At 71.6% G+C, this 15,215-nt stretch carries 15 protein-coding genes; 7 read left to right on the top strand and 8 right to left on the bottom strand.

Features of this window, described 5'->3' with window-relative positions; translation table 11 throughout:
• Window positions 1-3: 3 nt before the first annotated feature.
• Genes ACQEVU_RS13555 through ACQEVU_RS13535 form a run of 5 tightly spaced genes read right to left on the bottom strand, consistent with a single transcriptional unit; the run spans window position 4 to window position 5,426 of the window.
• Window positions 4-738: an NTP transferase domain-containing protein gene (locus ACQEVU_RS13555; RefSeq protein WP_433323238.1), complete on the bottom strand. Its 735-nt coding sequence runs from the start codon at window positions 736-738 to the stop codon at window positions 4-6.
• A complete protein-coding gene (locus tag ACQEVU_RS13550) occupies window positions 735-1,349 on the bottom strand; it encodes a gamma-glutamyl-gamma-aminobutyrate hydrolase family protein (RefSeq protein WP_433323236.1) in 615 nt (204 codons plus the stop codon). Before ACQEVU_RS13550 ends, ACQEVU_RS13555 begins: the two co-directional genes overlap by 4 nt.
• The gene (locus tag ACQEVU_RS13545; protein WP_433323234.1) at window positions 1,346-3,691 is read right to left on the bottom strand and encodes a PEP-utilizing enzyme; all 2,346 of its coding nucleotides are present in this window, start codon (window positions 3,689-3,691) and stop codon (window positions 1,346-1,348) included. The genes ACQEVU_RS13550 and ACQEVU_RS13545 overlap by 4 nt, the downstream gene beginning before the upstream one ends.
• Window positions 3,688-4,239: an adenylyl-sulfate kinase gene (locus tag ACQEVU_RS13540; RefSeq protein WP_433323232.1), complete on the bottom strand. Its 552-nt coding sequence runs from the start codon at window positions 4,237-4,239 to the stop codon at window positions 3,688-3,690. Before ACQEVU_RS13540 ends, ACQEVU_RS13545 begins: the two co-directional genes overlap by 4 nt.
• Window positions 4,236-5,426: a hypothetical protein gene (locus ACQEVU_RS13535; RefSeq protein ID WP_433323230.1), complete on the bottom strand. Its 1,191-nt coding sequence runs from the start codon at window positions 5,424-5,426 to the stop codon at window positions 4,236-4,238. The genes ACQEVU_RS13540 and ACQEVU_RS13535 overlap by 4 nt, the downstream gene beginning before the upstream one ends.
• A 22-nt stretch (window positions 5,427-5,448) precedes the next feature.
• Between ACQEVU_RS13535 and ACQEVU_RS13530 the strand changes: the two genes are divergently transcribed.
• Genes ACQEVU_RS13530 through ACQEVU_RS13515 form a run of 4 tightly spaced genes read left to right on the top strand, consistent with a single transcriptional unit; the run spans window position 5,449 to window position 9,825 of the window.
• On the top strand, window positions 5,449-6,528 hold the full coding sequence (locus ACQEVU_RS13530) for a glycosyltransferase family 9 protein (protein WP_433323228.1): 1,080 nt from the start codon (window positions 5,449-5,451) through the stop codon (window positions 6,526-6,528).
• Window positions 6,525-7,538: a hypothetical protein gene (locus ACQEVU_RS13525; RefSeq protein ID WP_433323226.1), complete on the top strand. Its 1,014-nt coding sequence runs from the start codon at window positions 6,525-6,527 to the stop codon at window positions 7,536-7,538. Before ACQEVU_RS13530 ends, ACQEVU_RS13525 begins: the two co-directional genes overlap by 4 nt.
• Window positions 7,535-8,668 carry a sugar phosphate nucleotidyltransferase gene (locus ACQEVU_RS13520; protein ID WP_433323224.1) on the top strand — a complete coding sequence of 378 codons (1,134 nt, stop codon included), beginning with the start codon at window positions 7,535-7,537 and terminating at the stop codon, window positions 8,666-8,668. The genes ACQEVU_RS13525 and ACQEVU_RS13520 overlap by 4 nt, the downstream gene beginning before the upstream one ends.
• Entirely contained in the window at window positions 8,665-9,825 is a 1,161-nt protein-coding gene (locus tag ACQEVU_RS13515) for an HAD-IIIA family hydrolase (RefSeq protein ID WP_433323222.1), read from the top strand. The genes ACQEVU_RS13520 and ACQEVU_RS13515 overlap by 4 nt, the downstream gene beginning before the upstream one ends.
• On the opposite strand, the gene ACQEVU_RS13510 is transcribed toward ACQEVU_RS13515, so the two are convergent.
• Together ACQEVU_RS13510 and ACQEVU_RS13505 are read right to left on the bottom strand one after the other, a co-directional pair.
• A complete protein-coding gene (locus ACQEVU_RS13510) occupies window positions 9,817-10,761 on the bottom strand; it encodes an LLM class flavin-dependent oxidoreductase (RefSeq protein ID WP_433323220.1) in 945 nt (314 codons plus the stop codon). The two genes, ACQEVU_RS13515 and ACQEVU_RS13510, sit on opposite strands and share 9 nt — an antisense overlap.
• A gap of 91 nt (window positions 10,762-10,852) precedes the next feature.
• Window positions 10,853-12,295, bottom strand: a complete 1,443-nt coding sequence (locus ACQEVU_RS13505; RefSeq protein ID WP_433323218.1) for a hypothetical protein — start codon at window positions 12,293-12,295, stop codon at window positions 10,853-10,855.
• 77 nt (window positions 12,296-12,372) lie between these two features.
• On the opposite strand from ACQEVU_RS13505, the gene ACQEVU_RS13500 reads away from it, so the two are divergent.
• Complete coding sequence (locus ACQEVU_RS13500) at window positions 12,373-13,296, top strand: hypothetical protein (RefSeq protein ID WP_433323216.1); 924 nt, start codon at window positions 12,373-12,375, stop codon at window positions 13,294-13,296.
• A gap of 26 nt (window positions 13,297-13,322) precedes the next feature.
• Here ACQEVU_RS13500 and ACQEVU_RS13495 read toward each other — a convergent pair whose 3' ends face one another.
• Window positions 13,323-14,612 carry a type III PLP-dependent enzyme gene (locus ACQEVU_RS13495; RefSeq protein ID WP_433323214.1) on the bottom strand — a complete coding sequence of 430 codons (1,290 nt, stop codon included), beginning with the start codon at window positions 14,610-14,612 and terminating at the stop codon, window positions 13,323-13,325.
• A gap of 51 nt (window positions 14,613-14,663) precedes the next feature.
• On the opposite strand from ACQEVU_RS13495, the gene ACQEVU_RS13490 reads away from it, so the two are divergent.
• Both ACQEVU_RS13490 and ACQEVU_RS13485 read left to right on the top strand, forming a co-directional pair.
• Entirely contained in the window at window positions 14,664-14,831 is a 168-nt protein-coding gene (locus tag ACQEVU_RS13490) for a hypothetical protein (RefSeq protein WP_433323212.1), read from the top strand.
• A 1-nt stretch (window position 14,832) separates the two neighbouring features.
• Entirely contained in the window at window positions 14,833-15,138 is a 306-nt protein-coding gene (locus ACQEVU_RS13485) for an acyl carrier protein (RefSeq protein ID WP_433323210.1), read from the top strand.
• Window positions 15,139-15,215: the final 77 nt, after the last annotated feature.

Genomic DNA, 15,215 nt, shown 5'->3' with positions numbered 1-15,215 from the left:
CGCTCACCAGATTCCCGCATCGAGCTGCTCGACCACCGCACGCCCTCGCTCCAGGTCGGACGGCTGGTCGAACTCGTACCAACGACCGACCACCGGCACGGCGGCGACCGCCAGGCGGCCGGCCCGGATCACCCGCTGCAGCAGTCCGGTCATGTCGCGCGGCGGCGGCCCGTCCCCCGCGGCCCGGCGCAACTCCCGCCAGCCGGTTGTCGTCACCCGCAGCAGGCCGATGTACTGACCCTCGATGCTGTCGATGGTGTCCGGCCGCCCGCCGATGTCAGCGACGATTCCGCCGGGGTTCAGCGCAAAGGTCTCGGCGTCGTCCAACGGCCGCTCGAAGCGCTCGGCCCACAGCCCGTGCCAGTGCGGGTCGTAGGAGATGGCCACGTGGGCGTCGCGAGCGGCCAGCATGCGGGCCGTCGCGGCCGAGTACACGATGTCGCCGTAGCTGATCAGCGTCGTGCCTCGGGCCATCCACGCGGCCGCACACATGAGCGTGTCGACCATTGTCGTGCGGTCCCAGTCGGGATTGACGAAGAGCGGCAGGCCGAGCCCGGCGAACCGGTCGGCCCGCCAGCCCACCACCGCGGCGACGTCGGCCGCCCCCGCCGCCCGTAACGCGCCGACCTGACGATCAAGCAGGGTCCGACCGGCGACCTCGACCAGGCATTTCGGGCGATCGGCGGTTGCCGGGCCGAGCCGCGAGCCGCGGCCGGCGGCCAGGACGATGCCCCTCACCGGGCATTCCCGGCGAACAGGCGCGCGACCATCGCCACGTCGCGATCGCGGTGCGGGTCGGTGGCAGCCCGGCGCTCCGGGTGCCACATAACACCGTGGATCGGCTGATCCGGATGCCGCACCGCCTCGACGACCCGTCCGGCGAGCCCGGTGGCCACCAAGGGCGCGCCGACATCGCGGGCGGCCCAGCGGTGGTAACAGTTGATGCGGTGGGGCTCACCGTCGATCAGGGCCGGATGTTCCACCGCCACGTGGCCTTCGACCGGTACGAGCTCGGTGCCGTGCGCATCGAGGATCAGCTGCATCCCCCGGCAGACGCCGAGCACCGTCCGGCCGTGCGAACCGGCCCAGCGCAGCAGCGCGCGTTCCGTCTCGTCCCGCAGTGGGGAGCAGCCGCCGTACCGCGCCAGATCCTCGCCGCCGGTCAGCAGCACGCCGGCGAGGTTCAGCGACCGGGCCACGGCGACGGCCCGCTCCGGGATGTTCACCAGCGGGACGCCGATGACGCCGCACGCGGCGAGAAACTCGTGCCAGCGCGGGTCGAGCGCATCGTAGCGCTCGCCGAACCGGTTCGGCGGCATGATCCGCTGAGTAAGGCCGACCATGATCATGGCAACGCTCGCACGAGGCGGCCGGCGCAGTCGACGTCCAGGGCACCTGCCGCCGCCCACATCCGCAACCGCGCCTCCCCGACCCCGATGACGGCGGGGATGCCGAGCTCTTGAGCCCGGATCGCCATATGGGAGTTTGCGCCGCCGTACGCCGTGACCAGGCCGACAATGCCGTGCGTCAGCAGCCAGTCGTACCCTGGATCGGCGCTGGTCACGAGCGCGATGGCGCCCTCGGCCGAGTCGCCTCGATCCACATCCGCGACCCGCCCGAGCACCCGCCGGCGAGTCACGAAGTTCGGCACGGATTCCGGTACCTCGAAGGCGTACACCTCATCGGGCGTCCGGATGATCGGCGGCAGGAAGATCGCGCAAGCGGCATTGTGCTCGGCCAGACCGCGGTTGGCGGCGGCCCGCAGCGCCGCACGGTCGCGGTCCTGGTCACCGCCCAGCGCGAGCACGTCGGCGATCGGCACGTGCGACATCTCCTCCGCGCTCAGGCCGAGGTTCTCCCCCAGCCGCCGGATGCGGACCAGAGCCTCGCTGAGCACGCCGGTGAAGACGAACTTGGCCTCCTCTCTGCCCCTGACGGCCTCTGCGACGAACCCGAGCAGGCCGGCCGCGTCGACGGTGAATCCGCTCGCGTGCAGCAGCCGGTCGATCTCCCGCAGCTGCCGCGGATCCGGCCGGAACGAAACTGGCGTGCTCGGTCGCGGGCGCCGGCTCGACCATGCGAAGTAGCGCTCGGGCTCCTCGTCGTAGCGCGATGACAGGATGTCGTAGGTACCGGGCCGCAGATGCCCGTAGCGGCGCAGGAACTCGGCCCGGTCCAGCGCGGCGAAGTCGTGGCCGATCCGCGCCGCGACGGTGTTCAGCGAGGCGAGCAGCGCGGCACTGTCGGCGTCGCTCAGCACGCCGGCGGACACCAGCGCGTTGAGGAGCTCCATCGCGACGAAACCGGCGCGGGCCAGCCCCGCAAAGGGTCGCGCACCGAATATGACACATCGACGCAGGGCCGCCGCGAGCGCGCGCAAGTCGTCGTTCTCCGGCGGCCCGGGCGAGGGCGCCTGGTCCGCCAGTCGGGCGACCCGGAGCAGGTCCTCGCGCCAGGCCCGGCCGCCGACCAGCGCGTTGGTCAGCCGGGTGAGCGAATCGCGCAGTGCGGCACGCTCAGCGGCGGCGAACCCGGCGTCGCCGAGCTCGCGCAGCCGAGATGCAAGGCCGGGAGTGTTGCACGACAGGACGATCCGGAACTCCACCTTGTCGTGCAGATGCGGAGCCTCGGCCAGCCGGCGCAGGTAATGCGACACCAGCCGCGCAGCCAGGTCGTCGTCGAGGTCGGCCGGGATGAGCGAGGTGAAGCTGGCGCGGACGTCCACATAGGGCAGTCCGGCGAAGTCGACCATCAATGGGATGCCCGTGAGATCGCGGTAGCCGTAGCGGGCCCGGGCGCGCGCCCAGGACCGGTCGGTGATGAGCAACCGATAGAGCGACGCCGCCAGAGCGCGGGGCCGAACCCCGATGAGCTCGGCCGGGTTCCAGTCCGGCATCACCCCGAAGATCGCCGGCTCGCCCAGGATCCGCCGTTCGGCGCGGCGCGGCCCCTGGGCGCGACCGGTCGCCGCGGCGAGATCGGCGGCGACACGGCGCAGGAGTCTGCGGTGCTCGGCCGCATCGACGACGCTCTCCCCGACCACCAGCGGTCGGGCCTGGAAGAGGTACAGCAGGCCGTCGCGGCCGAAGCCGAATTCGATCTCGCATCGGTCGTGTCCGGTAAGTGCCACGACCTCTGCCAGCAGCGCGAGCACATCGCGCAGCCGGCCGTCGGAGGGACGCGTGTGGGCTTCGTATCCGACGCCGTACCAGGTGCGGATGCCGGCCGAGCCGTTCGTCACGGCCCGAGTGCTGCTCCCCTCGCTCCAGTTGATCACCCGGTACGGGGAGCCGGTGCTGGGCTCGCACGAACACGCGACGCCACTGGCGGTCACCTCGGTCAGCTCCGGCTGGATCAGCACCTGGTCCTCCGGCGACGGTTCGCCGTACGACGCCAGGACACGCTCCACCGCGGCCATCAAGGCCTCTCGGCCGTGCACCCCGAGTTCGGTGTGGAAACGGCCCGCCTGCGAACCCGCGAAAGAGTCCTCCAGGATCGCGCTGCTGCGCACGACCATCCGACCGCTGGCCCATGGCTGGGCCAAGACGCGCTCCACCTGATCCGCGCGGTCGGCGGACCACGCGTCAGCCCGGAAGTACACCATCGGTAGCACGCGGGAGCATCGCAGCAGCGGTGCGAGCCGGGCGAGGGTCTCGGCCTTGGTGCCGAAGATCGAGACGGAAGCGGTCACCGCGCCTCCCGGTGCGCGGCGCCGGTGCGCCGATGAATCGCCGCGTACACCTCATCGGCCGCGTCCGCGGCGGTCGTCTCCCCGCAGTTGTCGATGACGAGGTCCGGGCACAGGGGAAACTCGGCCGGGATGTCGAGCCCGACGACGGCCGCGGATCCGGCGTGATCGGCGCCGGCGGCGTGCAGCAGGCCGGCGCGGCGGCCGCGCAGCTCCGCCAGAGGTGCCCGCAGCCACACCTCGAGGTAGGCCGGAAAGTGGCTGCGGTTCCAGGAATGGATGCTGTGGAACAGCGAGATGGTGGAGCACAGCACCAGATGCCCCTGGCTGGAGAACTCGAGAGCCAGTCGCGCATAGCACTCCGCCAGGGTCCGGCGGGACGCCGGGTCGTATCCGCGGGCGTCGGGCAACGCGGCGCGCAGCCGGTCGCCGTCCAGCAGGACCGGCGGCACGCCTTGCGCGGCGATCCGATCGGCCGTCGCCCGGCTCACGGTCGTCTTGCCGACTCCGGAGAGGCCCGTGATCCAGACGACGAGGCCCGGCGCCGTCATCGCGCCATCGCGGCGTCCGGCCGCGGCGCGATCCCGGGCAGGCCCTCGAGCAACAGATCAACGCTGCCCGTGTGACGCAGGCGAAAGCAATGCGCCCCCCGCAAGAGATCATCCAGCAGCCGCCCTGTGGATCGGTCGGCGTCGGCTCGTCCGGTGCCGGCGTCCGTGCGCCACTTGGCGTGCCCGCCGAGCCAGGCTCGGCCCTCGGCGCCGCTCACCGGCCACCGCACCAGCTCCGGCCGGCCGTCCGTGAAGCCGACGTCGACGAGAACCAGCTGCCGCTGGGCCAGCCCGACGACCGGCTGGCGGGTCCGGCCGAAGCCGGCCGGCGGCAGCATGGCCTCGCCGTCGAACGGAAAGAGATCGGGATCGCGCCGGTACCGCCGCCACATCTGGGCGCCGTGCGTCGTCGCCGATGCCCGCGTCCGCAACATGGCCGCGAATCGCCGGGCCGGTTCGGCGCGCACCTTGATGTAGGTCGGCACTGTTGTGAGCATGGTGCCCTGCGGCGACCGGTAGACCACGAGATTGTCGTTGCTCAGCAGGTCGCCGCCGTGCCGCAGCAGGGTGTCCAGCAACAGCGTGGTCTTGCCTCGGTACCGGTCGCCGACGAAGGCGATCACCCGCTCGCCGTCGTCCACCGCCGCGGCGTGGAGGTTGATCGCCGACCGGCGACGGGTGAGCCGGCGCTGCCACAGGTCACGGATCAGCACGCGCACGTCACGGAACATCAGCTCGCGCGGTTGCACCTCGGCGTCGTAGCGGCAGGTCACCGCGCGTGCCACAGCCGGATCGGCATCGAACGCCGCGCCGGCCGCCTCCGCAAGAGGCGCCTGCGGGTCGGCGACCACCACGACCTCCGGTCCGACGCAGGCGGGGTCGTCGCCCTCCGCGTCCTCCGAGCGCCGGTCGTGAAACGCGTCGAGCAGCGCAAACAGCCCCGGATTCGGGCATCGCACCGTAATCGTCCAGTCCGGGAGCCGATACTGCACGGCCTCGGTCGGCGGCATCGCTCCCCCTTTCGGTCGTACACCGTTGTCGAGGTCGGTCCGCGTCCTGGGTGCGTGAGCGGCCGGACCCCTCCTGCGGCCAGTGTTGCCCAGCCCGTGCGCGGTCGGCGTGCTTCTTGCGGAAATGCGCAATGCCGTCGATTCCCCGGTGCCGATGTGGCTAGCGTTGGGCGGCATGGGCGACGCGGAAGGAGGCCGGATGCCCGGCACGGCTGACGCGCGGCGTTCTGTACTGCTGGTGCGCGTTCTCGCCTTCGGCGATGTGCTGCTGACGCTGCCGGTCATCGAGGCCCTCGCCAACAGCTCGCGGGTCTCCCATGTGGACCTGCTCACGAGCGTCGAGTACGCCGAGGAGGCGCGGCGCAGCCCGTACGTCCGCCGGGTCTACGGCTTCGATGCGGCAACCGGCATCGTCGAACCGTCGCTGGCCGGGGTGGAATACGGGCTGCTCGCCGACCTGCACACCCGTGGTGTACCGCTCGATCCGGCGCTGGAACAGCTGATGGACGAGGTGCCGGCGCGCGACCGGGTCGGCTTCGTCAGTCCGTACTCGCCCTCTCCGGCGCAGTATTCGCTTCCGGCCAGGCAGCGCGACGAGCACGCGGTGGAGTACTACGCGCGGGCTGTGGCACCATTGCTCGACGCCCCGCTCGGCGACGGCCGCATCGCCATCGCCGACGTCGACCGCGCGGCCGCGGACCTTCGTCTGCCGCCCGGCGCGGTGCTGCTCGCCCCGGGCGCCCGCTACCCGTGGAAACGATGGCCGGCCGACCGCTACGCGCAGCTCGCCGACCGCCTGCGCGTCGCCGGCTTCTCGCCGGTGCTGGTGGGACACCATTTCGACCGGCCGTACATCGAGGCGGTGCAATCCCGGTGCTCGGTCCCGGTCGAGTCGCTGGTGGACGACGCATACCCGGTGGCCGCCGCCATGGCCGCGAGCGGCCTGGTGGTGGCCAACAACAGCGGCCTGACCGCGCTGGCCAACGCGGCCGGGGCTTACGTGGTGTGCGTGCACAGCCACACGCTTCCGGTCATGTGGCGGCCGTGGGGCCCGCACCATGCCGACGTCGCCGCCGACGACCGGCAGGCGCCCTGCGGGTGTGCCGGTCCGGCGCCGCACGACCTGGCTACGCCGTGCGGCAAGAACATCCCGGTGGACGAGGTCTTCGATGCCGTGCTCCGGCTCGACGCCGTTCGCAGGATCACATTGGGCGCCGCCTCCGCCGAGGCCCGTGACGATCGGCCGGCGAGCCCCGATCCGGGTTGGGAACGGTCATGACACGACTGGCGCTGACGCGACCGACGCAGGTGGTGGCCCGCGCCCCGTTGCGGGTCAGCTTCGCCGGCGGCGGCACCGACGTCATGCCGTATTCGGGCGACCACGGCGGTTGCGTGTTGTCGACGACCATCGACCTCTACGTCCACGCCGTGCTGCAACCGGCACAGCCGCGGCCGGCGGCGATGGCGCCGCTCGGGCCTACGGGCGATCTGGCGGACCAGATTGACGTCGCCTGCCGGCTGCTGGGCTACGATCGCGACGGTTTCGAGTGCCGCACCCACCTCGGCGGCCTCGGCGGTTCGGGGCTCGGCTCCTCCTCGGCGGCATTGGTCGCGGCGCTGGCCGCCCTCGCGAGCGGGCACGGCGCGACCATGGCCCCCGACGCCCTGGCCCGCCTCGCGTACCGCATCGAACGCGAGGAGACTCAGCAGACTGGTGGCGCACAGGATCACTACGCCGCGGCGTTCGGCGGTTTGAACTTCATCGAATTCGGTGCCAACGGTGCCGGGGTCGTACGTCCGCTGCGGCTCGACGCGGTGACCACCGACGCGCTCGAGGCCTCATTGCTGCTGTGTGACACCGGCATTCGCCGCCGATCGAGTGACGTGCTGCGGCGTCAGGTCGGCGACATACAGGACGGCCGGCCGGAGTCGCTCGCGGCGTTGCATCGTATGAAGGCGTTGGCGGCCGAGATGCGGGACCGCCTGGTCGCCGGCGACCTCGCCACGTTTTCGGATCTGATGAGGCTGGCCTGGGAGGAGAAGCTGCGGCTGCTCGGCGGCATTGGTGACGAACGGATCGGGCGCCTGCTCGAGGCCGGCCTGACGGCGGGTGCTCTCACCGGCCGGCTGCTCGGTGCGGGCGGCGGTGGCTTCCTGCTGTTCCTCGTGCCCCCGGGCCGCCGACGTGCCGTGGCCGACCGGCTCGCCCGCGCGGGTGGCCGGCCGCGTCCGGTTGCTCTGTCTTCCGGCGGCGCCCAGGTGTGTCTTCCGCGAACGGTGCGCCGATGATCGAGGCGGACGGCGGCCAGGTGGCCGAAGCGGTGGTACTGGTCGGCGGGCAGGGTGAACGTCTGCGTCCGCTGACGTTGTCGACACCGAAGCCGCTGCTGCCCATGGCGGGTGCGCCGTTTCTCGTGCATCTGCTCGCCCGGCTCCGCGCGGCCGGCATCGAGCGCGTAGTTCTGGCGACCGGATACCGGGCCGCGTGCTTCGGCCCGTCGGTGACCGGTGCGGTTCCCGGCCTGAGCGTGGAGTGCATCGAGGAACCGGTGCCGCTGGGCACCGGCGGCGCGTTGCGCCATGCCGTCACCCGGCTGGGCAGCGAGCGCGTGCTCGTGCACAACGGCGACTCGCTGTCCGGCGCGGACATCCGCGCGCTGGTCGGTGCGCACGACCGGCGCCGGGCCGATCTCACGATCTGCCTCACCGACGTCGCCGACGTGCGGCCCTACGGTGCCGTGCAAACCGACGCCGCGGGATGGGTGACCGACTTCCGCGAGAAGGGCGCCGCGCGATGGCGGCCGCCCGGCGACCCGGCAACATCCGGGCAGGCCCGCCGGCCGACTCCGGGACGGATCAACGCCGGCTGCTACGTCGTGCGTCGGTCGCTGCTGGACGCGGTCCCGGCCGGCGAGACCGTCTCGCTGGAGCGGCGGATCCTGCCGGATCTGCTGCTCTCCGGCGCCCGGGTGCTCGGCCATCCCGACCCGGGCTACTTCCGGGACATCGGCACCGTGACCGAGTACATACAGGCGTGCCGGGACTTGGTGCTGAGACGCGCCCCCACACCGCTGCCGCACGACGGCCGTGACGGCGTGCTACGGCTCGGCACGAGCATCGTCGAGGCCGGCGCGTCGATGGGCAACGGCACGACGGTCGGCCCGGGATGCCACATCGGGCCCGATGTCCGGCTCGACGCCTCGGTGCTGATGAGTGGCGTGCACGTGGGCGCGGGTACCACCGTCGTGCGGTCGGTGCTCGGCGCCGGATCGGTGATCGAGTGGGGCGCCGAAATCGTTGACTCCGTCGTGGCCGACGGGGCACATGTGGGCGCCGGTGCGCGGCTCGCCGCGGGCGCCCGGATCTGGCCGGGCGCGGCCGTCGCGCGCGCGGGCGTGGTCACCGGCAGGGTGACATGAACAGCTCCGACGGCGCGAACCTGGTCCGCCGGCGGCTGACCGAAAGCCTGGACACCATCGGTCGCGTCCTGGCGTCCCCATGCGTCGAGCAGGCCGTGCTGGTCGCGGACTCCATCGTCGCCGCGCTGAGTCGGGGCGGAAAGGTGCTGTTCTTCGGCAACGGCGGCTCGGCGGTCGACGCCGGCCACCTCGCCGCCGAACTGCTCGGCCGGATGGCCCACGACCGGCCGGCGCTCGCGGCGGTGAACCTGGCCGACCACACCGCTGCGGTCACGGCGATCGCCAACGACTTCGGCTATGACGAGGTCTTCGCCCGCCAGGTCGAAGCGCTCGGCCGACCGGGCGACGTCGCGGTGGGGCTCAGCACCAGTGGCGAATCGGCGAACGTCGTGCGCGCCCTTCGGCGAGCTCGCGAGCTTGGCCTCGTCACCGTGGCGATGACCGGCGCCACCGGCGGCCGCGTCGATGACGTCGCGGACATCTGCATTCGCGTGCCCTCCCGGCAGACGCCCTACGTCCAGGAGGCGTACATGCATCTCGGGCACTCGATCTGCGAGCTGGTGGAGGCGGGTATGCAGATCCCCGCGCCGCGCGGGAACCGATGGTCGCCGCGCCTCGGGCGGCCGCCGGCGACCATATTTCTGGACCGCGACGGCACGCTCAACCATAAGGCGCCCGACGGCGGATACGTGACGTCCCCGGAGGCCCTTCGGCTGTTGCCCGGCGTCGGTGCGGCCGTCGCCCGGCTCAACCGGGCCGGTGTCCGGGTGATCGTGGTCACCAACCAGCGCGGAGTCGCACGCGGCCTGATGAGCGAGGAGACGTTGGCGAGCACGCACCGGCGGCTCCAGACGATGCTGGCGGAGCACGGCGGATCGCTCGACCGCATCTACTCCTGCCCGCACGAGCTCGGCGTCTGCGGGTGCCGGAAGCCGAAGGCCGGGTTGCTGCTGCGGGCGGCCGGCGACGACCCGTCGATCGACCTGGCCGATGCCGTGATGGTCGGCGACGCCGAGTCCGACGTCATCGCCGGTATCCGGGCCGGCACGGCGACCGTCCGGCTGGCCGGGACGCCCGGCTCCAGCATCGCGGACGTGGTCCTGCCGGACCTGCCCGCCGCCGTTGCGTGGCTGCTGCCGGCCGGGTCGTCACGATGATCGGCTCGCTGCATCTGCCGACCGTTGCTCGGCGGCGATCAGCTGCGTCGCCCGATCCAATGCGACCATGGCGTGGTGAAGGTCGTCCTCCTCGCGAGGCTCGTCGAAGATGACGGTGCTCACGCCCAGGCGCAGGTATGACGACAGATGCTCGGCGACCTCGGCTTGGCTACCTACCAGGTAGGGACAATAGGTCTGGTACGCGCGAGCCGGGAAGTCCCAGTACGCGCGGCGCGTCGCGTCGTCCGGGCTTGGGCCGGACGGGAAGCGTCCCAGTGCGACGCGCCAGGCCGCGGCATCGCTGTCACGGGCGATAACCCCGAGGCGGATGCCGGCGCCGCGCAGCGAGCCGGTCCGGGCATCGTAGTCGGCCGCCGGCCGGGGAGATGTGAGCCGTGTCGCGCCGAGCGCGCGCCCGACCATGATGCACGCCGGCGAGGCGCCGGAGACGAACAGCCTGGGTGCCCGCGGCCGCGGAACGTGCAACGCAGCACGGGTCAGCCGGTAGTACCGACCGAGGTGCGTCACCGGCTCGGGCTCGGCCAGGAGCCTCGTGACGACGCTTGCGTACTCCAGCATTCGGGCGTAGCGCCGGTCGTGCCCGCGCAGCGCGTCGGCCGGACCGCGGTCGGTCCCGGCCACGAAGTTCAGGTCGACCGGCCGGCCGTACATGAACCCTATTGAGGCGACCCTTCGAGCAACGGCGCAGGGATGCAGATAGGCGGGGTCCGTTCCGACCAACGGTACGACGCCGGCAGTCACGCCGATCAGCAGCTGCGCGAGCGCCCACGGGTCGACCATGCCATTGTCGGAATAGACCAGCAGCCCGCGACACGGCGACGCGTCGGTCCATCGAGCCACCCGCGTGACACGTCGCCGAAACTCGGCGGGCGTGTTGCCGAACGATGCCGGGCATGTCGCGTACGCGTTCGTCACAGTGTCGCCTCCACGTCCTGTCGACGATGGCGCAGGCCGGGTCGGCCTGCGCAGTCCCGCAAAGAGGCGACCGACGCGACGGCCGGGCGCGTCACGCCCGAGCGCGACGTCCGGTGCGCGCAAGGGTCGTGGCCAGCGCAGCGTCGACGCGATCGGCGATCGGCGCGCCGGCCGCGACAACGATCGGGGTGATGCCGCTCGGACACCAGCGGCGCACGAACGTCGGCGACGGCGGGTCCACGAAGATCGCCGCACCGGTCACGCCGACCGCCGACGCGACGTGTTGAAAGGCGGAGTCGTAGCCCGCGTAGCCGTCGGCCGCCGCGATCACCCCGGCCACGCCGGCCACGGCGGCCCTGCGCAACAGCACAGCACAGCCCGGCGGATCTCGCCGGAACGGGGCGCTCGGCGCTTCCGCGTGATCGAGGATCCACGGTGCGCGTCCCTCGCGCGCCGCGGCGGTCCGAACCGCCTCCTCGGCGCGGCGTGCCTCCGCGTCGGTCGCTCCGGCGTCCACAACCAGCGACGCGCGGCGCCCCAGCCGTAGCAGCATGTCCACCTCATGCTCGACGGAGGTCGCCTTGGCGTCGTTGCCGCCGGTGCCGAGCGACACGACCACCACCGGGGCCGGTTGCCGGGCGCGTATCTCGCGCATGAGAGCGGCGCCCCACGCCCGGTCGGCCGCGGGCACCAGGATGCGTGGTTCGGACGGCGCGGGCCGTTGGACGCCGCACACGGTACGGGCCCAGTCGGCCGCGAGCGCGCCCAGATCGCGCAGATCAGAGTCAGCAGCGCTGCGGCCGCGAAAGACCCGCTCGGACACACGCTCGCCGGCGACGGACAACAGCCCGAGCTGGGTCATGCGGCTGTCGGGGTCCAGCACGAGAACCGTGCGCAACGGATGCTGGCGGCACCAGTCACGGATCGCCGATCGGGTGCAATGCCACACCCTGAGCCGATCCCGCACCTCGCCGTGCCGCGGATACGGCTGGTGCCAGACCTCTACGCCGGCAAGGCCACCGAACAGGGGGGCGATGTGGCGATCGTCGCCGATCAGCGCAACCGGCACGTCCGGCCAGGCTTGACGCACGGCGCCGAGTACGGCGCCCGTCACGGTGACGTCCGCACCGATCGTCACGCGCGATGGAACAATGCACATGTCGGGGCGGCGGTCGTACGGGGCGGCCGCCGAGGTCAGGCTCGCGGCCCGTTCGAGGATGCTCGCCTCGTTCGGCATCGCACCGGCTGGTTCCCCCACCACCGGATCGCGGCGCAGGGCCTCGCCGATCAGGCGGGCCATGACGCGATCGTGCCACCCTTGCAGGGCGGCGTCGAAACTGTCGCAGAGCGGCTCGACCACCTGCCGGAAGAACCAGCGGGCCCCGCCGGGATCCGCGAGCGCCCGTTCGACATAGCCGGCGAGCACTGCGTCCACGCCTGACCGGTCACCGGCGCGCGCGACAAGTCCCGAGATTGCGGTATGCCGGGGCCGAATCGACGGCGGCTCCGGCGCATCGATCGATGTTACGCTCATCCGGCCGATCCCCGCGCAGCGGCCACCTGTCGACGCCCGGCGTGCGACGGTCTGCCATCCCGAAGGGACATCTGCGAATGAGCGGCCTCCTCGAAGCGGTCATCGTCAACCACAACACGTCGGTCTTCGCCGAGATCGCGCTGCGATCGCTGCGCTGGAGCATCGACCGTTCGGACCTCGGGGACCGGGTCCGCATCACCATGGTGGACAACCACTCCACCGACGACACGGCCGCGCTGCACACCGCAATCGCCGAGTGCGGCGCCTCGTGGGAGCTGTCCCGCTGGCCGATCGGTCAGCAGAGCCTGACCACGCATGGCGACGTGCTGCGCGACTTCGTGCTCGCCCGGCCGGACGCGGCCGCATTTGCCTTCGTCGAGTCCGACATGTGCTTCTTCGAGCCGGACACGATGGCCGTCATGTCGGGCGAACTGCTGGAGGCGGCCGATGTCTGGGCGGTGCAGGCCCGGATGCTCAGTCCTGGCATCCCGCCGGACGAGTCGCTGTTCGCCACGACCGTCCGCCGCCGGCGCCGGGCACTGTCGCTGACGGCCCAGATCGCCATCCCCACCGATGACGGCGGCAGCAGCACGATGGAGCTCACCCACCAGGCGCGGAAGCTCCCGCGGTGCCATCCGGGTTGCACGCTCGTGCGCAACAGCCCCGCCTTCGAGCTCGCCGCCCGGCACCTGGGCTTCTCGGCATCCTGGAGTTGGTCCAACGACACCGCGACAGGCGGCCTGCACGACACGCTCGGCCTGGTGTCCAACGTCATGCGGACACATCACCGGCGCAGTCGCGTATCGGGCGCGTCGGTCATCCACTTCTGGCACGGATCGCGGCTCGGGGTCACAGCGCACCATCGCAGGCTGTTGGCGCTGCTGCGTGCCAATGCATTCGACGAATTCAAGTCGGCGGCGCTCACCGGCCTGAACCCGCCGGTAAGCGGCGCCGGTACGGCTGACATGAGCCAGGCGGCGCCGGAGCGGACCGTATCCTGAGTCGCGGCCACCGCCACGGGCGGGCCTCATGACGGGTCTGCCGCGGGCGCCGGGCCTGCCGCGGAGCCAACGGCACAGACGGCGCCGTGGACGGGCTCCCGGCGATACTGCACACGGCTTGCCGAGACCACCGCGCCGTCGTTCACCACGAGCTCGACGGGCGCCGGCCGGCTGAGAAAGCCGGTCAGACTGGCGGTAACGCCGTAGGCGCCCACATTCGGAAACACCAGGAGCTCGCCGACTGCCGGCCCGACCAGCTCGACCGACCGGCCGAGGACGTCGGCGGGCGTGCACAGCGGCCCGGCGACGGTGACCAGATGCCGTTCGCCCTCCGGAACCTTCGCCGACGGCGCACCCGCTCGAAGCGGCATCGCCGCCGGCAGCATCCGGCCGATGCCGGACAGGCCGCCGACGTGGTTGATACCGCTGTCGAGCAGGACGTAGGTGCGGCCGCCGTTGCGCTTCACGTCCACGACAGTGCAGATCAACCGCCCGCACTGTCCGACAACGCGCCGACCGGCCTCGAACGCGACCGCCGGGCTCCCCGACCGCCAGCCGGGCAGGTGCGCGTCGAGCGCGGCCTCCAGGCCGTCACGCAGCCGCGGATAGCGGGGCGGGGATCCGGGCTGCGCATAGGGCGCCGCGAATCCGCCGCCAAGGTCCAGGTGCGACAAACGCAGCCCCGACTCGCGCCGGAGCCGAGCAGCGGCGGCGATGCTGGCGGTGAACTCGGCGAGGAGCCCGGCTTCGTCCCGAGCGTTGCTGACCGGAAAGAAGTGCAGGCCTGTGACCCGAGCGCCTTCGACGACCTGAAAACGGTGCAGCTGGGCCGGCAGCTGCGACGGCTCGACCCCGAACTGCGACACCCCGGCCATCCGCAGGCCGGTTGCGCCGGCGGCAGCGGCGCCCACGCGGATCAAGCAGTCGACGACGCGTCCGGCAGCGGAAGCGGTTGCGGCGACCCGGCGGAAGTCGGCCGGCGACTCGACGGAGAACAGCGACACTCCCTCGCCCACGGCCGCGGCGATCTCCGCCTGCGATTTCGCCGGGCCGGTAAAAATGCAGGACGCTCCCGGATGTCCGGCGCGGCGCGCCGCGTCCAACTCACCGACGGAGCTGATTTCCGCGAGGCATCCGGCGGCCCGGACCTGGCGCACCAGATCGGGGTGCGGATTGGCCTTGAGTGAGTAGTAGAGCACGGCCGACTCGGGCAGTTCGGCGCGAAGTTGCCGTACCGCATCAGTAATACTGGAAAGATCATACACGTACAGCGGGCTACCGTATTGCCGCACGAGCGCGGCATCATCCTCCGTCAAATCATCACCGATGCCTTTGCCGCTCGACCCGCAGATTCAAGATCGACATCCATGTCGATCCCGCATCTGAATTGGTACCTGAAATGGTGCACCGAGCACTCAGAAAACGGCGTCATACATTTTTGGGACGTGCGTTACATCGCCGTCGCGCCGATGATTGGCGCCATGCGCCTCGCCGACCAGACCGGCCGCGGCCCGAGCTACCGCCGACGGCCCTAGGATGACGCGTCCCGATGACCTCGGCGCCGACCAGGACATGTGGCAGCGCATTTACGCGACCTTCGCCTCTCGCCGGCCACTGGACGTCGACACGAACTTTTTCGAGGCCGGGTTCTCTTCGCTCTCACTGGCCGAGGTGCTGACCGAGCTGCAGGCGCTCGGCCTGCCCCTGGCACTGGTCGACTTGTACCGATATCCGACGATACGAGCATTGGGTGCGGCGAAGGCCGGACCGCCCCGACCCGAGACGACCCCGCCGTGGCTGGTCGCAACGACCGAGCGCGGCGACCGCCGAACGGACGAATGAGCGGCGAGTGACGATCGATCGGATCAACCGGCCGACATTTTACAAATCGCCGGTCGCGAAGCGTCCGGTGTCCCCAG

It is taken from the genome of Dactylosporangium sp. CA-139066 (assembly GCF_050936175.1).
Lineage (GTDB): Bacteria > Actinomycetota > Actinomycetes > Mycobacteriales > Micromonosporaceae > Dactylosporangium.
This window is presented reverse-complemented; position numbering and strand designations above follow the sequence as displayed.